This window comes from Flavobacterium sp. LC2016-23, from assembly GCF_009674775.1.
Lineage (GTDB): Bacteria > Bacteroidota > Bacteroidia > Flavobacteriales > Flavobacteriaceae > Flavobacterium.
In genome coordinates this window covers 150791-174330 of the sequence record NZ_WKKE01000009.1, presented here as the reverse complement: position 1 = coordinate 174330, position 23540 = coordinate 150791, and the positions used below count along the sequence as shown (strand labels likewise).

The window sequence follows — 23540 nt, the reverse complement described above, 5'->3', positions numbered from 1 at the left end:
ATATTTTAAAATTGTTAATTTGATCTTAGTATTCTTAATCTGAATTTTCACGGGAACACAAAATTATTTTTTAATCCAGGATCCGTCTGCATTAGCAAAAAGATTACCGGTTTTGTCTCCTACTGTAACATCCAGTTTGTATTCTGATTTTGCATTTTTGTATGCTTTAGAAAGTACGGCATCCGGATAGGCTTTTTTCAAAGCTTCTGTAATGGCAGCTGGTACTTCTTCTAATTTGATTTCAGTATATTCATCCTGAACTGAGATTGTTTTTACGGTTGTAGTAGTTATTGGAGAAGTTGAAGCAAATGAAGTTAAACTTCCCAAAACAATTGCGGCTGATAAAAATAAATTTTTCATAATGTATATATTTAAATTATTTAATAGTTGTTTTACGCTTTAGGTAATGAAATTATTATGCCGCAACTTCAAAACAAACCTACAAACCCTCTAATCCCTTTAAAATAAAGCATTAAGCAAATTGTGCCAAAATTCAGGAATGTAAAAAACTGTATACTATAACGGAATAGTGTGTAAAAAGTATACACTAAATGTGTTTACTTCGGTATTTTAAATCAGAAACCCGACAGGTTTTAAAACCTGTCGGGTTTCTGATTTTACAACTTTCACAAATAAACAACTTAAAAATTTGTCTGGCTGAGCGAAGTCGAAGCCTATGTTGCATTCGAGCCTTCGACTTCGCTCAGGATGACGATAATTTTTCAAGACAAAAAAATCAATATTCTATAAATAATAAACCCGACAGGTTTTTGAAACCTGTCGGGTTTAAAATAGGTAGTAAACAAAAAAAAGGCTGTCAAAATTGACAGCCTTTCTATTTATTCTATTGGATTCATTTTAAAAGTATCCATAAATGCAGTAGTATAATCTCCTGCAATATATCTCGGATCATCCATTAATTGTCTGTGGAAAGGTATTGTCGTTTTCACACCTTCGATTACGAATTCATCCAAAGCTCTTCGCATTTTGCTGATGGCTTCTTCACGGGATTGTGCCGTTGTAATTAACTTGGCAATCATCGAATCGTAATTTGGCGGAATTGTATAACCTGAATAAACGTGCGTATCTAAACGTACTCCGTGACCTCCCGGCATATGAAGCGTTGTGATTTTTCCCGGCGAAGGGCGAAAATCGTTATAAGGATCTTCAGCGTTAATACGGCACTCGATAGCATGTAATTCCGGTAAGTAGTTTTTTCCTGAAATTGGAATTCCGGCTGCTACCATAATCTGCTCACGAATCAGATCATAATCAATAACCTGTTCTGTAATAGGGTGCTCTACCTGAATACGGGTATTCATTTCCATGAAATAGAAATTTCTGTGTTTGTCCACTAAAAATTCTACAGTTCCTGCTCCTTCGTATTTAATGAACTCAGCGGCTTTTACAGCGGCTGCTCCCATTGCGTTACGCAATTCGTCAGTCATGAAAGGTGAAGGTGTTTCTTCGGTAAGTTTTTGGTGACGGCGTTGTACGGAGCAATCTCTTTCAGAAAGGTGACATGCTTTTCCGTAAGAATCCCCGACTACCTGAATTTCGATGTGGCGTGGTTCTTCAATCAGTTTTTCCATGTACATTCCGTCATTTCCGAATGCTGCGGCAGCTTCCTGACGTGCGCTTTCCCAGGCTTTCAACAGCTCTTCTTCTTTCCAGACAGCACGCATTCCTTTTCCACCACCACCGGCAGTAGCTTTAAGCATTACCGGGTAACCGAATTCTTTGGCTAATTTTTGTGTTTGTTCGAAAGATTCCAACAATCCGTCTGAACCTGGTACACAAGGAACTCCTGCTGCTTTCATTGTTGCTTTGGCAGAAGCTTTATCTCCCATTTTATCGATCATTTCAGGAGCGGCTCCAATAAATTTGATTCCGTGTTCCTGACATATTTTTGAGAATTTAGCATTCTCAGAAAGAAATCCATATCCAGGATGAATTGCATCTGCATTGGTAATTTCCGCAGCTGCAATAATATTTGACATTTTCAAATACGATAAGTTACTTGGAGGAGGTCCTATACAAACCGCTTCGTCAGCAAACTTAACATGTAGACTTTCTGCATCGGCTGTAGAGTAAACTGCTACAGTTTTAATTCCCATCTCTTTACATGTACGAATTACACGAAGTGCAATTTCTCCTCTATTCGCAATTAATATTTTTTTAAACATCTTACTTTAATTAGATAATTAGACAATTTGATCATTAGATAATTTTAGATGCCCGACAAACTTAATGCTGCCAAATCAATCTAAAATCTAAAATCTAAAATCTAAATTTATTTATGATGGATCAACTAAAAATAAAGGCTGATCAAATTCTACCGGAGACATATCGTCAACAAGAATTTTTACAATTTTACCTGAAACTTCTGATTCGATTTCGTTGAATAATTTCATTGCTTCAATTACACAAAGAACATCACCTTTGGCAATAGTACTTCCCACTTCAGTGAAAACAGGTTTATCCGGAGAAGGTTTTCTATAAAAAGTTCCGATAATCGGAGATTTTATAGTTATGTATTTAGAATCCTCTGCCGCAGCTGGTGCTTCAGTGTTAACATTTACAACAACCGGAGCTGTCTGCTGAGGAGCAACTGCTTGCTGCAAAGCAGGCTGAGCAGGTAATTGTTGCACATAAGTAGCTTCTGTTACATTTGTTTCCAATGTTGTTCTGATAGTGATTTTTACATCATCCATTTCCAACTTCACTTCTGCAACTCCCGAATTTGCAACAAATTTGATTAGGTTTTGAATTTCTTTTAAATCCATAGTGATTCGATTTTAGTTTAATTTATTTTTTATCGTAAGCCCATTTTAGGTAAATAGATCCCCAAGTGAATCCACCACCAAAAGCGGCGAAAATAATATTATCTCCTTTTTTGAATAAGTGTTCAAAGTCGCTTAACACTAATGGTAATGTAGCTGAAGTTGTATTACCATATCTTTCGATATTCATCAATACTTTAGAATCTTCCAATTCCATTCTGTTAGCAGTGGCATCAATAATACGTTTGTTTGCCTGATGCGGCACTAGCCAATTTACATTTTCATTAGTCAGATTGTTTCTTTTCAGAATCAATTCGCTGGCATCTGCCATATTCGTTACTGCGTATTTAAAAACGGTTTTTCCGTCCTGAATGATATTGTGCTGTTTGTTCTGAACAGTCTCTAATGTAGTTGGCAGTAAAGAACCGCCCGCAGAGATTTTCAAAAAATCACGCCCGACACCATCACTTCGCAAGTATTCATCCTGTAAACCTAAACCTTCATAATTCGGTTCGAATAATACAGCTCCTCCTCCATCACCAAAAATAATGCAGGTTGCTCTGTCTGTATAATCTACGATTGATGACATTTTATCAGCACCAATTAAAAGTACTTTTTTATAACGTCCTGACTGTATATAAGCTGCAGCGGTAGACATACCATATAAAAAACTGGAACATGCAGCCTGTAAATCGTATGCAAATGCATTTGTAGCTCCAATTTCTGTTGCAACAAAAACTCCTGTAGAGGCTACGGGCATATCTGCTGTAGCTGTTGCTAATATTACCATATCAATCTCCAGCGGATCGATGTTAGCTTTTGCTATTAAATCCTGTGCTGCTTTTATAGCAAGAAATGATGTTCCTTTATCAGCATCTTTAAGAATTCTTCTTTCTTTTATTCCGGTACGGGCGGTAATCCACTCGTCATTGGTATCAACCATTGTTTCCAACACTTTGTTTGAAAGTACAAAGTCAGGAACATAAGCTCCAACAGCGGTAATTGCGGCTGTGATTGTATTCATTATATTCTATTATTTCCTTTCAAATACTCCTATTTGAAAAATTTTTAAAAGACTTGAAAATTACAAAAAAAAACAAAGCAAAATTTGTATCTGTTTTCTTAAAAAACGAAAGTTATAAGCAACAAAAAAAACTCTCACTATGTGAGAGTTCCAGTATTATTTACAAAAACGTATTAAGCAACCGCTACAGATTTATCGATAACAACTTGCCCTCTGTAATACATTTTACCTTCATGCCAGTATGCTCTGTGGTATAAATGTGCTTCTCCAGTAATTGGACATGTAGCGATTTGAGCTACAGTAGCTTTATAATGTGTTCTTCTCTTATCTCTTCTTGTTTTCGAGATTTTTCTCTTAGGATGTGCCATTTTACTATATTATTTATCCGTTAATAGTTTTTTTAATTTGTCCCAACGCGGGTCAATATCTTCTTCTTGTTTACTCTCTTCTTTTTGTTCTTTTACTGTTAGTTCCTTCAGCTTTGTTAAGGCTTCGGTTTGCAAACTTCCGTCTTTTACTCCCGGATGAACTCGTTTTAGCGGTACCGAAAGTGCAATCATTTCGTAAATGTATTGTGCGACATCTATTTCATGCTCTCCGTGCGGCAAAATCAGCAACTCTTCATTATCATTATTGAATTCATCTCCGAAGCGAACGATTAGTTTCATTTTCCCTTTAATAGGAAGATCAAAATCTTCACCTGTCAGATCACAAGGCACATTAACTGTTCCTTTGTGTTTGAAATCCAACTCCATCATGTTGCTTTTCTTATCTAAAACCAGACTTACTTTGATGTCCGAACTTTGAAATTCGTCGTAATCAAAGTTCTCAAAGAACACATTACTTATTTGATACTCAAAATGGTGTTTTCCTAGTTTTAACCCTACGAAAGGAATTAAAAATTCTTTTGTTTTGCTCATTTCAACATCAATTTGACCAATCGCTATCTAAAACCCAGATACCTGAATTGGGGTGCAAAGATATAAAATTATTATAAAACTAATAATCTTATTCACCTTTTTTTGTTTATAACTGTTTTTCTTTTATTTTAAGAGGTTTTTGACTAATCTCCTCATACAGATTACGAGAGCGAAAAATATCAATTGCCAGATAAACGGCCTCTTTAAAGGAATTATAATCCGCGATGTCTTTCCCTGCAATATCATAGGCTGTGCCGTGGTCCGGCGAAGTTCTGACTCTGTTTAGACCTGCTGTATAATTTACTCCTTTTCCAAAGGATAATGTTTTAAAAGGAATAAGTCCCTGATCATGATAAGCTGCCACGATTGCGTCATATTTTTCGTATTGGCCGCTTCCAAAAAAGCCATCTGCCGGAAATGGTCCAAAAACCATAGTTCCTTTTTCAAATATTTTTTTCAGAACAGGCTTTAGAATCAAATCATCTTCTTTACCAATCACACCTCCATCTCCTGCATGTGGATTTAATCCCAAAACAGCGATTTTTGGTTTTACAATACTAAAATCCTCTATCAGGGATTTTCTTACTGTTTCTATTTTTCTTGTAATTAATTCTTCTGTCAAATGTGATGAAACTTCATTGAGCGGCACATGATCCGTCAGGAGTCCCACCCTGAGATTATCCTGAACCATCATCATAAGCGCATTTCCTTCCAGCTGCTGATCTAAATAGTCGGTATGTCCCGGAAATTTGAATTCTTCCGACTGGATATTATACTTATTTATGGGAGCCGTAACCAGAACATCAATCTGCCCCTCTTTTAAAGCTTTGGTTGCCGCCACAAAAGATTTTATGGCATATTCTCCAATTTTCGGATCATTAACCCCAAAATTAATATCAACACCTTCTTTCCAAAGATTAAAGACATTGACTTTTCCCGGCAAAACCTGATCTAATTTATCCACTCCGTGAAACTGAATGGCAGAGGTAACACTTTTTTTAACGAACGAAAGTATTTTGGCATTTGCAAAAATAACCGGAGTACATAATTCTAACATGCGTGAATCTTCGAATGTTTTCAGTATAACTTCGCTTCCAATACCGTTTAAATCTCCTATTGAAATTCCAACAATTATATTTTCTGCTTTTTTATTCATGTGCTCAGTTTATTTATTACTAATTTTGATGTGCAAATTTAGTAAAATAAAACAACAATGTTCACAGGAATTATAGAAACCCTAGGAAGGATTCACGAAATACAAAAAGATCAAAACAACCTTCATGTAACCGTTGAATCTTCTTTCACCAATGAATTAAAGATTGACCAAAGCGTATCACATAATGGAATCTGCCTGACTGTTGTCGCTATAAAAGACAACTTTTATACGGTAACGGCAATTGAAGAAACGATTCTAAAGACCAATATCGGGGATTGGGAAGTAAACGATATTGTAAATCTGGAAAGAGGAATGAAACTCGGAGATCGTCTTGACGGACATATTGTACAAGGCCACGTAGACCAGACAGGAACCTGCAGCAATATTCAGGAAGCCAACGGAAGCTGGAATTACACTTTCGAATACGACAAAAACTTAAATAACATCACTATAGAAAAAGGCTCTATAACAGTAAACGGAGTAAGTCTTACGGTCGTAAATTCGAAAACAAATGAATTTAGCGTATCCATAATTCCTTACACTTTTGAAAATACCAACTTCAAAAATTTTAAAATCGGAACTAAGATTAATTTAGAATTTGATGTCGTAGGAAAATACATTTCCAGACTCTATTCCATAAACAAATAGTTACAAAATTTTATTAAAAAGAAAAGCTTCAGTTTAAACTGAAGCTTTTCTTTTTAAATTATATTGGTATAAAGTATACGTGCCGAATAATAATGCCGCCATTACCAGAAGCAGTAAACTCTGGTCAATAGGAACATCGGGTGGTTTTGGTGCTGCCGCTTTAGCCATTGGCTTAGGAGGGGTATTAGTACCAGCAATAACACTTGAAACGCTAATCAAGGTTACAAAAAACACAAAAAAAACAGTTTTTGATATCTTCATAATTTTCAATCTGCTGAAAAACAGCATAATATATTATTAAAATCATTTTCCTTATTACAATTCTCACAAAAACAACGCTTTATGCTCAAATTCTTGACAAATGTATAAGATTTTCATTCAAATGCAAGTTTTAAAACAAAAAAATGTGAAGTTTTACAACAAAACAATTAACGAAATCGTATTAGTCAAACATACGGCAATTTTGCTTATTTGGTTTCAGAAAAAAGCAACATTTCGGCAAATTTAATGAAAATTTAATCTGGTTGAAAAGCGTCAACTGAAAGAAATGAAATCAGAAGAATTTAAAAACAACCTGACCCCAAAATTTTTGCCCTGAAAATAAAAAAGCCTTTACATCACTGTAAAGGCTTGATTTTAAAAGTGGTCCCACCTGGGCTCGAACCAGGGACCACCTGATTATGAGTCAGGTGCTCTAACCAGCTGAGCTATAGGACCGGTTTGAGGATGCAATATTACTACTATTTTTTATTCACTGCAAATATTTTACGGTATGATTTCTATTTAATTTTAAATCGTCCCGCGTATTCTCAGAAACCCAATTGATTTTCAACACCTTATTAAATGTGAGAAAAAGCTTTTTTTTTATTTAATTTCCTGACAAAGCTCTACCAAAACTCCATTTGTATTCCTGGGATGTAAAAAAACAACCAGTTTGTTATCGGCACCCTTTTTAGGAACTTCGTTTATCAATACAAAACCTTCGTTTTTCAGGCGCGTGATTTCCGCCTCAATATCTTCGACATCGAAAGCGATGTGGTGAATTCCTTCGCCTTTTTTCTCTAAGAATTTTGCAATCGGACTTTCAGGATGAGTGGCCATCAAAAGCTCGATTTTATTGGTTCCAGTCTGAAAGAAAGAAGTCAGCACTCCTTCGCTTTCCACCGATTCCATTTTGTACGACGGAACGCCTAATAATTTTTCGAACAGCACATTGGCGTCGTCCATGTTTTTCACTGCAATTCCGATATGTTCTATTTTATTTACCATTTCTTTAAATTCAATTATCGTTATTGACTAATATAAGTATTGAAATAACCACATTCCGCAATTATATCCTGATAGTATTTGGTATCGGAATAGTCTTTTTTCAGGGTTTTAAAACCGTTCCAGGCAATAAAATTAATTTTATCATCGTCTGCTTCCCACCAGTTTTTCAAACTGTTATATTTATTGTTGTAATATTCATTCCGTTCACATTTTGCTATCATATAGATACATTTCGCCTTTTGTTCTTTTGTTGTTGCAGCCTCCAGTGCTTTTTGATAGTACATTTTAGGAATATCGCAATTGGTAATCATTTTTTTCATGGAGTCCCTAAACGTATACGGACTGGAACCAGAACCTACAATACTTGTTTCGTAAAAAGTCCTGCCGTTCCCGAAATGGGTGATATTATAAAAGGCATTACCCAGCAGTAAACTATTGGTATAAACATCTTCTTTCTGAGCCAGTTTATCCTGCATGGACTTTATGGTATTCAAAAAGTCAATTTGAGAATATTTCTTTTTCTGATACGCCACATGATCACAATCGTGACAATCTTTTATGCTTCCGTTAAACGGATTTCCCAGAAACTGACTGTACTGAACAGAATCTGTCTGTTGCATAAAAGCGATTGCTTCCGGGATTTTATTTTTAAAAGTCGCCTGAACGGCCTGAAAATTATTAATGTCTTTTAATTTCAGACTATATACCCCTGACCCGATCTTCTCTATTTCCGATTTATTGGGTTTGGCTAAAAAGGCTTTCATATCCAGCAAAACCTTTTCATTGTCATAAAAGGCATTTCCGTCGTTCCAATAGCTATAACGTGATTCGCCGAATATCTCTGCCATGACCGGATTTCCTTTTTCCCTGTAAAGGGTCGACAGGCAGCTTCTGCTCCACGATACTGCATTTTGATAACGGAATTCCTGTCCTTTATACGTTTTCGGAAGTTCGTAATACAGCCAGTTCAAATCGGCCAGAACAGTCTTTTCGTTTTTATCGGTGAGTTTATCAATTTTGCTCAGGTTATTCACAAAGCGAAGCAATCTTAACTGATATCCTGCCAATTCTGTTTTAGGCAATATTTTTTCGGCTTTGTCAAAATTCTTGTCGGCGCTTGTATAATCCCCTTTTAAAGTCTGTAAATACCCTAAAACTAAATCCCATACGTAAGGTCGCTCTGTATTTCCTGCAGCCGAAATTTTCGAAATTAAATCAAAAGCACTTTTATTCAGTTTCGCCTGGTTCTCGGATTTATTCTCTGCAATGGTCTGTTGTTTCATTGGAACATTTTCTTCGGCTTTCTGCTGAAAAGAATTATTGATCTCCTGCTCTTGTTTGTTTACCAATCGTGTGACCAGATAATTCAGATGTTCGCTTTTTGGATCCAGGTCATAAATTTTTTCTATAGCTTGTTTCTCATCCTTATAATAGCCGTGAATGGCCCAGAGTGCGGCTTTTTCTTTATTGTTTTTCGCCATTGCCAGCGATTTATTCCAGTCGGCATCATTTTGCGGATGAAAACTATAGGCCGTCACGACTCTCATTTCAGGGCATTTATCAAACACCTGCGCATATAAGTAGTTTGAAACTGCATATTTTTTTTGCTTGTAATTGATTCCGGCCACATACGAAAGTGCCCTGTAATACAAGGTGTTTTTAGGAACTGAAGCTTCGGTTTTATTAAAAAACAAAACTGCTTTTTGCTTGTCGTTGCTATAAAAACGTGCTTTTACCGTAAGAAACCAATACCTGTTTTTCAGGAAGGCATCTGAGGTGGTGTTGTAAACATTTTCAATTGACTGAATCATCTTCTGGTCATCGAATGTTTTTGCGACAACAGGATCATAGCTCCAGTAATCACCACCGATAGAAACCGTTTCTATCTTTTGCGCGAGGTATAGAAATTCAATGAAATTTTTAATTTTCTCGTCTTTCAGGCTAATTTTTTTACCCCACTTCAGCGAAGCCTTATTCTCTTTTTTGGTTTTATAAAAAACATGAAGCTGTTCTATTTCGGGTTTGTTTTCCAGAGGTTTGTCCCTGTCTTCGTAGGAGCTTGGTTTATCAGGGCCAATCAGAAAATAACTTATCGTTGCCGGATTTGCTTTTCCTTTCAGATAGGTTTCCCAGTCTGCTTGTATATCATTATTAAAACGCGAATTATGTTCGGTGTCATAACCAATCCCGTAAAATATTCCGCCTGATAAGAATAGCGGCGTATACGATTTATCGGCAAATGTTTCCGGAGTAAAATTCGAATTATAACCAAAGTAATCCCAATCGTCTCCGCCTCCACAAGCATAAATTATTCCGTATACAAAAAGTAAAGAGGCACTAGAAACAAGAAATAACCTGTTCAAAAATATTCTTTTCATAGTTTTTTAAATTGAATTCGTCTAAATCGTAAAATATAATTTCTTTTGGCTGCTGCGCTATGTTTTCATGCAACTCTTCGCCCATTTGTTTTAAATCTTCTGCCACAATTGCTTCCATTTTCAGCAGGTCGTTTTCTTCGTAAAAGATCCCGTTTTTATAATTAGAATGTTTCACCTGAAAAAACACAGCGCTGGTTTGTTCAAAATTCTTATCTGCCTTAAGCGCCTCAATATTGATTTTGGAACGCAGTCCAATCACCTTCTGATTTCTGATATGCACTCCCCACGAATATACTGGCAAAGCAAAATCAAGCGGCAACGGATAGTTTTTCAGGCTCTTCAAATATCGTGCTGCGATTTTGGGATCGTAGACCGAATTGAGCGAATCCGGAGCAATAGATCCCATGTTGTAATACATCAAAACTCCGGAATCGACATTTGGAATTTTTGTCTTTTTAAAATATTTGACCTGATGCAGCCGAATTGTAGCCGAAAGTTTCTTTTGGGAACGTTTTTTAAATTTCTCTATAAATTTCAGATAATTGTCTTTGCTCGAAAGTGTCCAGTCGCAATCAATCTGGATTTCCTGACCATCAATTTTGTTTTTTTTATTCATTTCGGCAATCAGGCGAAATGTTTTTTCAACCAGATCATCAATATCAAGATTCGGTTGCAACATGACTTTGTTTTTGATAAAAACTACCGGAACGACCGTAAAACGGGTCATATTTTCCTGAAAACGAATGGGGGAAATCGGAATGGGTTCCTGGGTCTGCGGATGCAAACCAATATCGAAATAACGAATATAAAGTTTGCGGACATTGTTGTCTTCTAAAACTTCTTTTTCTGTTTGGGATAATCTAAAAATGGTTTTCCAATAATAAAAAGATACCACCGGCGCTTCTTTTTTACTGCAGGACAGCAGTAAAAAAAACACAAAACCCATTAAAATATTCTTTTTCAAAACCAGTTAAATTAAAAACGAAATCAAAAGTAAGAAATTATAACGCATTTCCGGATCTGTATGCCAAGAAACAATCAAAGATAAAAACCGCAAATACTAATAAAGGCATAAAAAATTTCTATTAAAGCAAATATAATTGTTATTTTGTGGAATAAAATTCAAAACCTGTTATGTTGAAAAACACACTGAAATATATTTCCTTTTTATTGGTATTATCAATGATAAGCTGTGCTAAGAGAGGCAGTATTACCGGCGGATTAAAAGATACTCTTGCTCCGGTTCTGATATCCAGCTCCCCTAAAAATCTTAGTACTGACTTTAAAGGAAATGAAATCACTCTGACATTTGATGAATATATAAAGCTTAAAAACATAAACAAACAGCTGATTATTTCACCTCCAATGAAATATGAACCGCTGATTACACCAACCAATGTCAGCCGATTTATTACGATCAGGCTTAGAGACACTTTACAGCCGAACACCACCTACAGCCTGAACTTTGGACAGGGTATTACAGACAATAATGAAGGAAACGCCTACAACCAGTTCAAATATGTTTTTTCGACCGGTTCTTATATCGATTCCCTTACCCTTAACGGAAAAATCAAAGATGCTTACGAAAAAAACGTAGACAATTTTGTATCGGTAATGCTTTATGAAGTGAATGATAAATTTAAGGATTCGGTTATTTACAAAGAAAACCCGAGGTACATTACGAATACCTTAGACAGTATGAGAACTTTTAAATTTGAAAATTTAAAAGCCGGAAAATACCTTTTAGTCGCCTTAAAGGACAAAGGAAGCAATAATAAATTTAATCCGAAGGATGATAAAATCGGATTTTTTAAAAGTTACATTACAGTACCAAACGACACGGTATATGAAGTAGAATTATTTAAAGAAACACTTCCGTTAAAAACATTCAAGCCTGTACAGGTCTCCGGAAACCGATTATTGCTTCCGTATGAAGGCAAGCAAAACTTTAAGAATTCGAAACCCAAAATTGTCCTCAGGAACAACACCGAAGTGCTGGAAACTATCGTAACCCAATTCCCGAAGAAAGATTCTTTGCAGATATGGTACAAACCGCTGAAGGCAGACTCGTTATCTTTAGACGTAGAGAAAGAAAAATACAAGAAGACGTTTACTTTTAAAATCAAAGACCAGAAAAAAGACACCTTAAACATAAAGGCGGTACAAAACGGAATAATTAACTTCAGGGACCGGTTTACTTTGGAAACCGAAACCCCTTTAGTAAAATTCGATAAGTCTAAAATCAGATTAGTAAACAAAGATTCGACAGCCGTAGACTTTACAACGGAGTATGATGAATTTGATCAGAAACTGTATATTGATTTCAAGAAAGAGCCTCTGGAAAAATATCATTTTACCTTTTTCCCGGGTGCTTTAACGGATTTTTACCAAAAAGCAAACGATACGTTATCGTATAAGCTGGCCACAAAAGAACTCGCCGATTACGGAAATATAATCCTGAACCTAAAAAATGTCAAGCGTTTTCCTATAATCGTACAACTGACCAATAAAAAAGGAGATATAATATTGGCAGATGCTTATTCCGAAGGCGAGACCAAAATCGAATTCAATCTGGTAGAGCCTAATGCGTTTACCATTCGTATCATTTACGATGACAACAAAAATAAAATGTATGACCCCGGAAGTTATCTGGAAAAAAGACTTGCCGAGGAAGTCTACTACTATCAGCAGGAATTTGATGTCCGCGCCAACTGGGACCGAAATGAAACGGTTGATTTAAGTATTCCTTTCAGCCCGGAAGTCGAGAAAAAAATGGATGAAAAAAAGAAAAAAGAGGAAGCGAAAAAGAGAAAAGCTTTTTAAATCCTAATTTCGAACTGATCCCTGTCACTTAAAAAGTCAAGCTTGTTACGCGTTTCCAGCATTGGTTTTTTATCCACCTCAACTATAAAAACACCTTCCTTTTCCCGGGGATTCAAAACCGGATTCCCAAGGAAATCTATTACCTGCGAATGACCGATATGCTCATACTCATTAGCATCAAGTCCCACCCTGTTTACCGCGACTACATAACTCATGTTTTCAATCGCACGCGCTTTCAGCAAAGCGTCCCAGGCATTGGTGCGGACTTTTGGCCAGTTGGCCACGTATAAAAGCAAGTCATAATTCTCTGTATTTCGTGCAAAAACAGGAAATCTCAAATCATAACAAATCTGGAGACAGATTTTCCAATCCAAATATTCCACGATTACCTTTTCAGTTCCTGCGGTATACGATTTATCTTCTCCGGCCAATGTAAACAAATGACGTTTGTCATAATGCCGTATTGCTCCATTTGGAAAAACAAACAGCATGCGGTTGTAATACTTTGCTTCTTCTGCAATAATCAAACTTCCTACTATAGCAACCTGCTTCTGTTTTGCCAAAGACTGCATCCACAGAACGGTTTCGCCCTGCATGGTTTCAGCTACTTCGCTGGCATTCATAGTAAAACCAGTGGAAAACATTTCCGGAAGGACTATCAAATTCACCTTTAAATCGATTTGATTTATTTTCGATTCGAAGTTTTTTCTGTTTGCGGAAGCGTCTTCCCAATACAGATCGGATTGAATAAGTGCAATTTTCATAGTTCAAAAATACGAATTTTCAGCCAAAATTTATTTTTGCAATTATAAAACACTTTGTGCAAAAAATTCTCAAAACACCTTCAAAAACAACACTTCTTTTGGAATTTAAAAATACTTCGGGAAAAAATATTGCAAAAAAAATGCATTTTATGCAAAAAAAATGCAAGTGTGAAAAATAAATATTTATATTTGATTGCCAATAAAAACCAAAAAAACATGAAAACCACAGAATTATGAAAACAAAGCTCATTTCATTAGTGCTTATGGGAGGGATCATCCTCTCCGCAAGCGCAAAAGAGACTGCAATTAAAAAGCATCTTTTTGAACAAACAAGTAATCAGGTCGAAATTTCAGGTCAGGTATTAGGCCAGGATGACGGAATGCCAATTGCCGGAGCAACTATTTATGCAGAAAGCAACACTAAAATAGCCACGATATCTGACGAAAACGGAAAATTTAAACTAAATGTTCCCGAAAACGAAGTCCACATTATTGTAACCTATATGGGTTACGAAACGCTGTCATTCGCTTTACTTAAAACCACAAGTTTAGTGATCAGATTAAAACCGGCAGAAAATGTGCTCGATCAGGTTGTCGTAACAGCACTTGGTGTTAAAAAAAGCAGCAAATCCATTGCATACGCTGTAACAGAGCTTAAAGGAACAGAATTTACAAAGGCGAAAGAAACCAATATCGCCAATGCTCTTGTTGGAAAAATTGCTGGTGTAAACGTGAGCAGCACGGCAACCGGACCAAACGGATCCAGCAGAGTGATCATTCGCGGAAATGGCTCCTTAAACGGAAACAACCAGCCCATGTATGTAGTCAATGATTTGCCTATTGATAATACGCAGTTAAATTTACCGGGAATCGGAAACGGAGCCGGATCCACCAGAATAAATGTGGACCGCGGTGACGGAACTTCTGTGATCAACCCTGACGATATTAAAACCATTACGGTTCTTAAAGGAGGAACAGCAGCCGCGCTTTATGGGGCAAGTGCCGCCAATGGAGTTATCCTGATCCAGACTAAAAGAGGCGCCGCCCAAAAAGGTATTGGCGTAGACTACAATTCTTCCTTCACTTTCGAAACTCCGTCTATCACACCCGACTGGCAGTACGAATACGGCTCGGGATCACTCGGCAAAAAACCAACCACACAAGCCGAAGCTATAGCCGCCGGGCGCTGGTCCTGGGGAGCCAAAATGGACGGATCAAATGTGATTCAGTTTGACGGCGTGGCAAGACCTTACTCGCCTCAAAAAAACAATATTAAAAACTTTTACCAAACCGGAACGACTTATATCAACTCTATTGCTTTATCGGGCGGAACAGAAAAAGCAACGGGACGTCTTTCTTTCATGAACATGGACAATGAAGGCGTAGTACCTAATTCTGATTTTAATCGTAAAAGTGTCAACATTGCCACCAATGTCAACCTAACCAACTGGCTTAAATTTGATGTTGTGGCGCAGTACAATATTGATAAATCAAACAACAGGGTAACCGTTTCAGATGCGGAAGCCAATCCGAACTGGGGAACGTATATGATTGGGAATACCGTCGATATCCGAAATCTGGCTCCGGGTTATGATGCAAACGGCATTGAACAGGCCTGGAATCCTGTTGCAGTGGCTACGAACCCCTACTATGTGATCAATAAAATAAAAAACAGCGATACCAAAAACCGCTTCATCGGAATGCTGAACGTAAAAATGAACTTTACGCCGGACTTATTCCTTCAGGGACGAATCGGACAGGATTATACGAATTATGACTTCTTTGGATATATTCCGAAAACAACTTTAAACAATCCGGTTGGATACGCACAAGGTTCAAAAGTAAAATTACAAAACCTGAATTCGGAAGCGATCCTGAATTATAGCAAGAAAAACATTTTCGGGGATTTCTCTTTAAACGCTTTGGCGGGAGTGAATTCGCGTACGACTTTAAGGGACGAAACCAAAGTGGAAGGCTCTAATTTTGTGTTAGATGATTTTTATGCCTTAAGCAATTTATCAACTTTGACGTACACGTATCCATACGGAAAAACCAAAACAAACTCTGTTTACGGTGCAGTAGATTTAGACTATAAAAGCATTGTTTTCCTAAACGTAACAGGCCGTCAGGATTGGTTTTCTACTTTATCTAAAGAAAACAACACGGTATTTTATCCTTCGATCGGAACCAGTATCATCCTTTCGGAAATTATAAAAATGCCGGAATGGGTTTCGTTTACCAAACTAAGAACTTCATGGGCTGAAGTAGGTGGAGCCACTCCGGATCCGTATGCTTTGAATCCTTCTTATTCGATGATACAGGGCGGACATAACGGACAACAATTACAAGGACCAACAAGTTCAAGAGTGCCAAATGCTACTTTAAGTCCGTTAACTTCTACTACATTCGAAATTGGTACCGATTTAGGTTTTTTCAACAACCGTCTGAATCTTGATGTGGCATGGTACAACCGCGCTACCACCAATGACATTGTTGAAACGACGATTTCCAATGCTTCAGGAGCAAGTACCGCTTTATTGAATCTTGGAAAAATGAGAAACAAAGGAATTGAACTTTTGCTTAGCGGAAAAATAATTAACCATGAAAATTTCTCCTGGGAAGCCAGCTTCAACGGAGCCTATAATGAAAATACGGTTGAAGCGCTTACCGATCAGCTAAAATCCATTACAATGGCCACTTCTGTAAACGGTTACGTTACGATTACCAGTGATGTCGGCCGTCCGTACAGCATTATAAAAGGATACAAACCCCGTAAAGATGCCAATGGCAATACGGTTTACAACGTGAGCGGCGGATCAGCCACTATTGCACAAGGTCCTCTTGAGGAATTAGGTCAGGGCGTTCACCCGTGGTCGGCGGGTATCAGCAATGAATTTAAATACAAAGCTTTATCCTTCAGCTTTCTGATCGATGGTAAGTTTGGCGGAAGCTTATATTCCGGAACCGATTTATACGGAACCCGTATGGGATTAACCAAACTGACTTTGGAAGGCCGTGAAAACGGATTACCAATTTCCGGTGTCGATACGAACGGAAATCCGGTGAATATGGTTATTGCTCCGGAAAACCTGAGAACCTATTATGACGGATTAAGAAATATCTCTTCAACCTTTGTATACGATGCGAGTTTTGTAAAATTAAGACAGGTGATTTTTGGTTACCAGTTGCCAATTGAAAAAATAAGAGGGTTGTCTAAACTTCAGGGAGCTTCTGTTTCATTTGTGGCAAGAAACTTATTCATTCTTTACAAGAAAACACCAAACGTAGATCCGGAATCTGTATTTAGTGCCGGAAATGCTCAGGGTGTAGAACAATTCGGAGTACCAAAAACAAGAAGTTTTGGTTTAAGTTTAAACGTTAAATTTTAAATTAAAAGACATGAAAAAGAGAACCATACTATATATCACAGGAATACTTTTAGCAAGTATGACAGCCTGTACCAAAGATTTCGAAGAAATAAACACGAATCCGAATGTTGTGGAGAAACCCACTCCGAATTTCATTTTCAGCAAATCACAATTAGACGGTTTAAACAATAATTATTTTGCGACCAATATTCTGGAATGCGGCGGAATGCTGCAGCATTATGCGACCTACAAAGAAGCTTCAGGTGCCGGTGACAAATACCTGAGCAATGAAGTGTATTATTCCGCTTATTTTAACCAGGCCTATCCAACCGGTGTGAATGAAGTTGAAATTGTAATTGATGCCCTCAAAAACAGTCCGAATGAAAGCAACAAACTTAATATTGCAAGAATCTGGAAAGCATACTTGTACCACCGAATTACTGATTTGTACGGTGACGTTCCTTATTTCGAAGCTGCAAAAGCAAACAGTACCCAGATTTTTCTTCCGAAATACGATTCCCAGGAAGCGATTTATAAAGACCTGTTAAAAGAACTGGATGAAGCGGCAACAGCTCTTGACCCTTCTAAGCCAAGTTTTGGCAAAGCCGATTTTATTTATGACGGGGATGTAACCAAATGGAAAAAATTCTCGTATTCGTTAATGCTTCGCCTTGGATTAAGATTAACAAAAGTAGACCCTGCGCTTTCCAAAACATGGGTAACCAAAGCGATTGCCGGAGGCGTAATCCTAAACGGAGCCGATAATGCGATCATGAAATATACAGACGGCCCGAATGATTTTAACAGAAACCCGGTTGGACTTGATTCCAGAAGACAAGACTTTACCCAGGGATCATACGGTCAGAAAAATGTGGAAGGCGGAAAACTGGCCAAAACCTTCATCGATTTATTACAAGCCACTGCAGATCCAAGAATTAGTGTGTATGCGGGAGTTTGGCAGGGGACGGTGCAAAATACCACACTGGCCGTACAAAAAGGTTTTCCAAACGGACTTAAAACAGCGCCTACTCCAACAGAGCAAGCTACTTATTCCGAGCCCAACCAAAGTACCGTTTTTAAATACGATGCGCCGCTGGTACTGATCAGCAACGCAGAAACAAACCTATACCTGGCGGAAGCTGCAGCCAGAGGATGGTACACAACGGAAACCGATAAAGATTTATACGAAAGAGGCGTAAAAGCATCCTTCCTGAATATGGGAATTTACGGTGCCGGTTATACCATTGCCGATGCCACACCTTATTTAACGGCAAATCCGTTTAATGCGGCGGGATCATTAGACCAAAAAATGAATCAGATACACACGCAGATCTGGGTTGCCTTATTTGTAGACGAGCAGGAAGTGTATGCCAACTGGAGAAGAACAGGCTATCCGGTTTTGGTTCCTGTAAACTTTCCGGGGAACGTTACAAACGGCACAATTCCAAGACGTTTCAAATATCCGACCAGCGAATATTCCGTGAATTCCGCTAACTTAGCTGAAGCGATCAAACGCCAGGGCGAAGATACTTTTACCACAAAAATCTGGTGGGATAAATAATATACAAGAGATAAATGAGCATTTTAATTCTTACTGCATGCATTGCTTTTTTAATCCTGCAAATAGCCTGGTTTAAAATCAATCCTTTTATTGCATTCATCATAACAGCTTTATTAGCAGGCCTTTTTTTAGGCCTGCCGATAAACACTTTGTCACAAACCGTGCAAAAAGGGTTGGGTGAAATGCTGGGTTCGATTACTTTGATTATTGTTTTCGGAACCTGTATCGGTAAACTTACCGTTTCGTCCGGAGCAGCCAATGTTATTGCCAAAACGGTTATGGGATGGACGGGCAAAAAATACGTTCGCTTAGGCCTCATGATCACCGGGTTTATTGTTGGGATACCGCTGTTTTATAGTGTTGGCTTTGTTTTGTTAGTACCGTTGATCTTTTCAGTAGCCCATCAATTTAAATTATCGAAAGTCTATTTGGGAATTCCTATGCTGGCATCGCTTTCTGTGGCACACGGTTTTTTGCCCCCGCATCCGTCTCCAATGGCACTGAGCAGTATTTTAAATGCTGATATCGGACTGGTTCTCGTTTACGGGATTATAATCGCCATACCGACTATTTTTATTGCGGGTTTATTATTTTCAAATTTGCTTAAAAATATCAAAACAGAATCCAGTCATGAAATTTTAAATGTAGAAGAAATCGCTAATCCGGGCACACTTCCGAGTTTTTCGATTAGTTTATTCTCTGCCTTATTTCCTGTTTTTGGTTTGACCTTAACATCGGTATTGCCCCTGATTTCAACAAATGAAACGTTACTAAACCTCTGTAAAACAGTTGGTGAACCCAGTATGATTATGCTCATTTCGTTGCTTATTTGCACCTACACTTTAGGCCTGCGAATGAATAGAACTCTGAATTCTGTTATGGATGATTATGCCATCGCGATCAAAGATGTGGCACTGATTGTTTTGATTGTCGGAGGAGCCGGAAGCCTGAAAGAAGTCATGATTGTCAGCGGTGTAAACGAGACTATCGTATCGGCTTTAACACAAACCAGCATTCATCCGTATTTACTGGCCTGGATAATGGCCGCGATCATTCGGGTTTGTGTGGGTTCTGCAACGGCTGCCGGATTAATGACTGCCAGCGTTTTATTACCTTTACTACAAACTAACGGACTCGACCCCAATCTGTTAGTTTTAGCCGTCGGAGCAGGAAGTCTGATGTGCTCCCACGTAAACGATCCAAGTTTCTGGATGTTTAAGGAATATTTTAATATCAGCCTGAAAGATACTTTTAGATCATGGACCGTCATGGAATCTTTAGTATCTGTTTTAGGAATCATTTTCGTTTTTATTTTAAACTCAATTATACATTAATATCATGAATTTATTACCACAGGAAAAATTTGAAACATTAGGTTTATCATTACCACCGGCACCCCAGCCGCTTGGTATTTACAAACCTTATTTAGTAGATGGTAACTATTTATACCTTTCCGGACACGGTCCTGTTCGGGATGACAAATCCCTAATCATCGGAAGAATCGGCGATGATATGGACATTGAAGAAGGAAAATTAGCCGCAAGACAAGTAGGACTGACTATGCTTTCTACGATTGTAACCAATTTTGGAAGCCTGGACAAAGTAAAACGTGTTATAAAAGTTTTAGGAATGGTGAATTGCAACGGTGATTTTTTAAGACATCCGTATGTAATCAACGGCTGCAGTGAATTGTTTGCCGAAGTATGGGGGCAGGAAAACGGAATCGGTGTACGAAGTGCTGTTGGAATGGGATCCCTACCGGACAATATTCCTGTTGAAGTAGAAGCTGTTTTCGAATTATATTAAAAAAACAGGCCACAGATTACAGGATTAAAAAGATTAAAAAAATTTAGCCACGAATTACACAAATTTTCACGAATTAATTTTTCACGTACTGATTTGTGAAAATTCGTGTAATTCGTGGCAAGCCCAAAAAAATCCTTTCTAATCTTATAATCAGTGGCAAAAAAACACAACAATGAATACAACAACCCCACAAACAAGAATTGCAACATTCGGCGAATTATTACTCCGGATGAGTGTGACCGATGGAAACCGGTTTACGCAGGCCAACGAAATAAAAATAAACGTTGGAGGTGCTGAAGCCAATGTTTGTGTTTTACTTTCCCAACTTGGGATTCCAACTGATTACATTACCCGATTACCGGAAAATGATCTGGCGCAATTGGCGTTAAACGAGCTTCAGAAATACAAAGTAAGCACCTCCAAATGTGTGTATGGCGGAGAACGTCTGGGCTTGTATTTTGTCGAATCCGGAAATCAGATCAGGCAGTCGCAGGTAATTTACGACCGAAGCAATTCTTCGTTCGCAACCATTCAGAAAGATCAGATTAACTGGGATGTGGCTTTAGCCGATGTTACACATTTTCATTGGTCGGGAATTAGTCCGGGCGTTTCTAATGAAGCAGGTTTGGCTTGTAAAGAAGCCATCCTTTCGGCACACAAAAAAGGAATTCCGATTTCATCTGATTTTAACTTTCGATCCAAATTATGGCAATACGGAAAACATCCGTCTGAAATCATGCCTGATCTGCTTCAGTACAGTACCATAACAGTGGCTGATTTAGATGCCGTAGAAATTTATTTCGGAATAAAAACCGATAAAAATGAATCCGATGCAAATCGTTTTCAGCAAACATTCGAATTATTAAAAACAAAAATGCCTTTTCTGAAAACACTGGCCATGAGCTTTAGAAAATCAGACGGACCGGCACATTTATACAAAGGATTGCTTTTGCATGAAGGCCATTTTTATGAAACGAAAGAACAGAAAATACATCTGGTAACAGATCAGATTGGTTCCGGAGATGCCTTTACCGCAGGTTTACTTTACGGAATTACCCATAACTTTTCCGGTCAGGAATGTATTGACTGGGCTACGGCCTGCGGTGTGATCAAACAGAGTGTTCACGGAGATTTTGCCATTAGCAATCCAACAGAAATAAGTCATTTTATTAAAAATGGCTCCAGTAACAGAATTAACAGATAAATTTCCCCAACTATGTACAGCATTTTAAAAACACAAGGCGTACTTCCGTTAGTAACTCAAATCAATATTGAAACAGCCCAAATTGTATTACAATCGGCTGCTGATGCTGGCATAAAAATTATCGAGTTTGCTGCCCGTGCAGACAATGCTAAAGAAGTTTTCACTCAAATGATCGCCTTTAAAAAAGCAAATAATTTAGAGGTAAAAATAGCCGTTGGCTCTATTTTAAGTGTTGAAGATGCCGAAACGTTTCATCAACTAGGGGCAGATTGTATTGTTTGTCCTCATACCGATTTAGAGATCGGCAATTATTGCTTCAAAAATAATATTTACTGGATTCCAGGCGCTGCAACGCTGAATGAAATACTGCACGCCAACAAATTAGGGGCCGAAATTGTAAAACTTTTCCCGGCCGATAAAATTGGCGGGCCCGGATATGTAAAAGCGATAAGGGCACCCTTTCCTAATTTGAAAATAATGCCCACCGGAGGCGTAACCCTTGAAGAAAGCAATTTGAAATCATGGTTCAAATCCGGAGTGGTTTGTGTTGGAATTGGATCCAATTTATTTTCTAAAGAAATGCTTTTGAACTTAAATTACGAGCAATCCCTTGACGCTTTCCGAAATTTAATTGAAGTTGTAGAAAAAACAAGAAATTAAAGTTATGCAAAAAGATTGGTGGAAAATTAATTCCGAAACCCGCATTGACACTCCTTTCCTGGCTGTTTACGAAGATCGCATCCAGTCGAATATCGAGCGTCTGATTGAAGCTGTAAATGGTGAAACTCAAAAATTAAGGCCCCACATCAAAACGCATAAAATTGGTGAGATCCTGGATTTATTTAAAACCTACAACATCCATAAAATAAAATGCGCCACCATTGCCGAAGCCGAACTTGCGGCCCTGCACGAAATCCCGGATGTGCTTCTCGCCTATCAGCCGGTAGGAGTTAAAAAAGAAAGATGGATTGCATTAGTGAAAAAATATCCGAATACCGCTTTTTCGACTATAGTTGACAATATCGAATCGGCGAAAGCGCTAAATGAAAGTGCAGAGAAAAATGATTTAAAATTAACGGTTTACCTGGATCTGAATACCGGAATGAACCGAACCGGAATTTCGGTTTCTAAAAACTGGAGTACCTTAGTTGACGAAATTGTTGCATTGAAAAATATTCATTTTGCCGGAATTCATATTTACGACGGGCATTTAAAAGGCGATTTAGAACAACGTGTTGCTGCCGCTTCCAACTTGTTTTTTAGTATTAATGAAGAAATAGAAGCCCTTCAGGAAAAGCTGGGTTACGAACTCAAAATTGTTGCCGGAGGATCCAATACCTTTCCATTTTACGCCACTCAGAAAAATGTAGAATGCAGTCCGGGGACTTTTGTGTTTTGGGATTCGAATTATCAGATTCATTTACCGGAACAAAATTTCGAGCCCGCTTTGGTCATTGTGGGAACCATTATTTCAAAACCAACGAGTTCCACATTTTGCATCGATATCGGATACAAAGCTGTAGCTTCCGAAAACACAATCGACAGGAGATTAGTAATTTTAAATGATGAAAATCTAATCCCGACGGCACATTCTGAAGAACATTTAATTATAGAAAACAGAGGAAAAAACGAGTATGCTATTGGCGATACCATTTATGCCCAGCCCTATCATGTCTGTCCCACCTGTGCGCTTTACGATTCGGTTCAGGTGGTAAATGCAGCACATGAAATCTGCGATCAATGGCAGGTTGCAGCCCGCGGCAGAAAAATTAATATTTAGCAGCAGAAAAAGGAGAATAAAGAAAAGAGAATAGAAAATAGAGCCAGGAAGAAAGA

Annotated in this window: 21 protein-coding genes and 1 tRNA gene; 9 read left to right on the top strand and 13 right to left on the bottom strand. The window is 37.9% G+C overall.

The genetic code is table 11. From position 1 onward, the window contains the following. Positions 1 to 63 precede the first annotated feature (63 nt). The 7 genes from GJU43_RS09680 to pdxA form a co-directional block, all read right to left on the bottom strand. Positions 64 to 360: a hypothetical protein gene (locus tag GJU43_RS09680; RefSeq protein WP_154340563.1), complete on the bottom strand. Its 297-nt coding sequence runs from the start codon at positions 358 to 360 to the stop codon at positions 64 to 66. A gap of 479 nt (positions 361 to 839) precedes the next feature. Then, complete coding sequence (accC, locus tag GJU43_RS09675) at positions 840 to 2186, bottom strand: acetyl-CoA carboxylase biotin carboxylase subunit (RefSeq protein WP_154340562.1); 1347 nt, start codon at positions 2184 to 2186, stop codon at positions 840 to 842. A 111-nt stretch (positions 2187 to 2297) separates the two neighbouring features. Then, the gene (gene accB, locus GJU43_RS09670) at positions 2298 to 2786 is read right to left on the bottom strand and encodes an acetyl-CoA carboxylase biotin carboxyl carrier protein (RefSeq protein ID WP_154340561.1); all 489 of its coding nucleotides are present in this window, start codon (positions 2784 to 2786) and stop codon (positions 2298 to 2300) included. Between the two features lie 22 nt (positions 2787 to 2808). Continuing rightward, positions 2809 to 3807: a beta-ketoacyl-ACP synthase III gene (locus GJU43_RS09665; RefSeq protein ID WP_154340560.1), complete on the bottom strand. Its 999-nt coding sequence runs from the start codon at positions 3805 to 3807 to the stop codon at positions 2809 to 2811. 173 nt (positions 3808 to 3980) lie between these two features. Continuing rightward, positions 3981 to 4175, bottom strand: coding sequence for a 50S ribosomal protein L32 (gene rpmF, locus GJU43_RS09660; protein WP_007137315.1), 195 nt, complete (start codon positions 4173 to 4175; stop codon positions 3981 to 3983). Positions 4176 to 4184: 9 nt separating this feature from the next. Then, complete coding sequence (locus GJU43_RS09655) at positions 4185 to 4727, bottom strand: DUF177 domain-containing protein (RefSeq protein ID WP_154340559.1); 543 nt, start codon at positions 4725 to 4727, stop codon at positions 4185 to 4187. A 106-nt stretch (positions 4728 to 4833) separates the two neighbouring features. Continuing rightward, complete coding sequence (pdxA, locus tag GJU43_RS09650; protein WP_154340558.1) at positions 4834 to 5883, bottom strand: 4-hydroxythreonine-4-phosphate dehydrogenase PdxA; 1050 nt, start codon at positions 5881 to 5883, stop codon at positions 4834 to 4836. Positions 5884 to 5940: 57 nt separating this feature from the next. Between pdxA and GJU43_RS09645 the strand changes: the two genes are divergently transcribed. Next, positions 5941 to 6531 (top strand): riboflavin synthase, encoded by a 591-nt coding sequence (locus GJU43_RS09645; protein WP_154340557.1) that lies wholly within the window; start codon positions 5941 to 5943, stop codon positions 6529 to 6531. Between the two features lie 33 nt (positions 6532 to 6564). On the opposite strand, the gene GJU43_RS09640 is transcribed toward GJU43_RS09645, so the two are convergent. The 5 genes from GJU43_RS09640 to GJU43_RS09620 all read right to left on the bottom strand — a co-directional run bounded on the left by GJU43_RS09640 (position 6565) and on the right by GJU43_RS09620 (position 11142). After that, entirely contained in the window at positions 6565 to 6792 is a 228-nt protein-coding gene (locus tag GJU43_RS09640) for a hypothetical protein (protein ID WP_154340556.1), read from the bottom strand. A 382-nt stretch (positions 6793 to 7174) separates the two neighbouring features. Beyond that, a tRNA-Ile gene (locus tag GJU43_RS09635) sits at positions 7175 to 7248 on the bottom strand. A gap of 147 nt (positions 7249 to 7395) precedes the next feature. Next, complete coding sequence (mce, locus tag GJU43_RS09630) at positions 7396 to 7800, bottom strand: methylmalonyl-CoA epimerase (protein WP_154340555.1); 405 nt, start codon at positions 7798 to 7800, stop codon at positions 7396 to 7398. Between the two features lie 20 nt (positions 7801 to 7820). Beyond that, positions 7821 to 10178 (bottom strand): hypothetical protein, encoded by a 2358-nt coding sequence (locus GJU43_RS09625; RefSeq protein ID WP_154340554.1) that lies wholly within the window; start codon positions 10176 to 10178, stop codon positions 7821 to 7823. Beyond that, the gene (locus GJU43_RS09620) at positions 10138 to 11142 is read right to left on the bottom strand and encodes a hypothetical protein (RefSeq protein ID WP_229655029.1); all 1005 of its coding nucleotides are present in this window, start codon (positions 11140 to 11142) and stop codon (positions 10138 to 10140) included. The genes GJU43_RS09625 and GJU43_RS09620 overlap by 41 nt, the downstream gene beginning before the upstream one ends. 170 nt (positions 11143 to 11312) lie before the next feature. On the opposite strand from GJU43_RS09620, the gene GJU43_RS09615 reads away from it, so the two are divergent. Then, positions 11313 to 13001, top strand: coding sequence for an Ig-like domain-containing protein (locus tag GJU43_RS09615; protein ID WP_154340553.1), 1689 nt, complete (start codon positions 11313 to 11315; stop codon positions 12999 to 13001). Here GJU43_RS09615 and GJU43_RS09610 read toward each other — a convergent pair. Next, complete coding sequence (locus GJU43_RS09610) at positions 12998 to 13765, bottom strand: amidohydrolase (protein ID WP_154340552.1); 768 nt, start codon at positions 13763 to 13765, stop codon at positions 12998 to 13000. The two genes, GJU43_RS09615 and GJU43_RS09610, sit on opposite strands and share 4 nt — an antisense overlap. A 233-nt stretch (positions 13766 to 13998) precedes the next feature. On the opposite strand from GJU43_RS09610, the gene GJU43_RS09605 reads away from it, so the two are divergent. The 7 genes from GJU43_RS09605 to GJU43_RS09575 all read left to right on the top strand — a co-directional run bounded on the left by GJU43_RS09605 (position 13999) and on the right by GJU43_RS09575 (position 23484). Further along, positions 13999 to 17154 carry a SusC/RagA family TonB-linked outer membrane protein gene (locus GJU43_RS09605; protein ID WP_154340551.1) on the top strand — a complete coding sequence of 1052 codons (3156 nt, stop codon included), beginning with the start codon at positions 13999 to 14001 and terminating at the stop codon, positions 17152 to 17154. A gap of 10 nt (positions 17155 to 17164) precedes the next feature. Next, positions 17165 to 18694, top strand: coding sequence for a SusD/RagB family nutrient-binding outer membrane lipoprotein (locus tag GJU43_RS09600; RefSeq protein ID WP_154340550.1), 1530 nt, complete (start codon positions 17165 to 17167; stop codon positions 18692 to 18694). 14 nt (positions 18695 to 18708) lie between these two features. Next, positions 18709 to 20028, top strand: coding sequence for a GntP family permease (locus GJU43_RS09595; protein WP_154340549.1), 1320 nt, complete (start codon positions 18709 to 18711; stop codon positions 20026 to 20028). Positions 20029 to 20032: 4 nt separating this feature from the next. Beyond that, positions 20033 to 20500 (top strand): RidA family protein, encoded by a 468-nt coding sequence (locus GJU43_RS09590; RefSeq protein WP_154340548.1) that lies wholly within the window; start codon positions 20033 to 20035, stop codon positions 20498 to 20500. Positions 20501 to 20672: 172 nt separating this feature from the next. Next, entirely contained in the window at positions 20673 to 21704 is a 1032-nt protein-coding gene (locus GJU43_RS09585; protein WP_154340547.1) for a sugar kinase, read from the top strand. 12 nt (positions 21705 to 21716) lie between these two features. Further along, positions 21717 to 22364, top strand: coding sequence for an aldolase (locus tag GJU43_RS09580; protein ID WP_154340546.1), 648 nt, complete (start codon positions 21717 to 21719; stop codon positions 22362 to 22364). Between the two features lie 4 nt (positions 22365 to 22368). Then, positions 22369 to 23484 carry a D-TA family PLP-dependent enzyme gene (locus GJU43_RS09575; protein WP_154340545.1) on the top strand — a complete coding sequence of 372 codons (1116 nt, stop codon included), beginning with the start codon at positions 22369 to 22371 and terminating at the stop codon, positions 23482 to 23484. Positions 23485 to 23540: the final 56 nt, after the last annotated feature.

Coding starts and splice junctions, on each gene's coding strand:
- GJU43_RS09680 (WP_154340563.1), bottom strand. CDS start 360: ATGAAAAATTTATTTTTATCAGCCGCAATTGTTTTGGGAAGTTTAACT.
- accC (WP_154340562.1), bottom strand. CDS start 2,186: ATGTTTAAAAAAATATTAATTGCGAATAGAGGAGAAATTGCACTTCGT.
- accB (WP_154340561.1), bottom strand. CDS start 2,786: ATGGATTTAAAAGAAATTCAAAACCTAATCAAATTTGTTGCAAATTCG.
- GJU43_RS09665 (WP_154340560.1), bottom strand. CDS start 3,807: ATGAATACAATCACAGCCGCAATTACCGCTGTTGGAGCTTATGTTCCT.
- rpmF (WP_007137315.1), bottom strand. CDS start 4,175: ATGGCACATCCTAAGAGAAAAATCTCGAAAACAAGAAGAGATAAGAGA.
- GJU43_RS09655 (WP_154340559.1), bottom strand. CDS start 4,727: ATGAGCAAAACAAAAGAATTTTTAATTCCTTTCGTAGGGTTAAAACTA.
- pdxA (WP_154340558.1), bottom strand. CDS start 5,883: ATGAATAAAAAAGCAGAAAATATAATTGTTGGAATTTCAATAGGAGAT.
- GJU43_RS09645 (WP_154340557.1), top strand. CDS start 5,941: ATGTTCACAGGAATTATAGAAACCCTAGGAAGGATTCACGAAATACAA.
- GJU43_RS09640 (WP_154340556.1), bottom strand. CDS start 6,792: ATGAAGATATCAAAAACTGTTTTTTTTGTGTTTTTTGTAACCTTGATT.
- mce (WP_154340555.1), bottom strand. CDS start 7,800: ATGGTAAATAAAATAGAACATATCGGAATTGCAGTGAAAAACATGGAC.
- GJU43_RS09625 (WP_154340554.1), bottom strand. CDS start 10,178: ATGAAAAGAATATTTTTGAACAGGTTATTTCTTGTTTCTAGTGCCTCT.
- GJU43_RS09615 (WP_154340553.1), top strand. CDS start 11,313: ATGTTGAAAAACACACTGAAATATATTTCCTTTTTATTGGTATTATCA.
- GJU43_RS09610 (WP_154340552.1), bottom strand. CDS start 13,765: ATGAAAATTGCACTTATTCAATCCGATCTGTATTGGGAAGACGCTTCC.
- GJU43_RS09605 (WP_154340551.1), top strand. CDS start 13,999: ATGAAAACAAAGCTCATTTCATTAGTGCTTATGGGAGGGATCATCCTC.
- GJU43_RS09600 (WP_154340550.1), top strand. CDS start 17,165: ATGAAAAAGAGAACCATACTATATATCACAGGAATACTTTTAGCAAGT.
- GJU43_RS09595 (WP_154340549.1), top strand. CDS start 18,709: ATGAGCATTTTAATTCTTACTGCATGCATTGCTTTTTTAATCCTGCAA.
- GJU43_RS09590 (WP_154340548.1), top strand. CDS start 20,033: ATGAATTTATTACCACAGGAAAAATTTGAAACATTAGGTTTATCATTA.
- GJU43_RS09585 (WP_154340547.1), top strand. CDS start 20,673: ATGAATACAACAACCCCACAAACAAGAATTGCAACATTCGGCGAATTA.
- GJU43_RS09580 (WP_154340546.1), top strand. CDS start 21,717: ATGTACAGCATTTTAAAAACACAAGGCGTACTTCCGTTAGTAACTCAA.
- GJU43_RS09575 (WP_154340545.1), top strand. CDS start 22,369: ATGCAAAAAGATTGGTGGAAAATTAATTCCGAAACCCGCATTGACACT.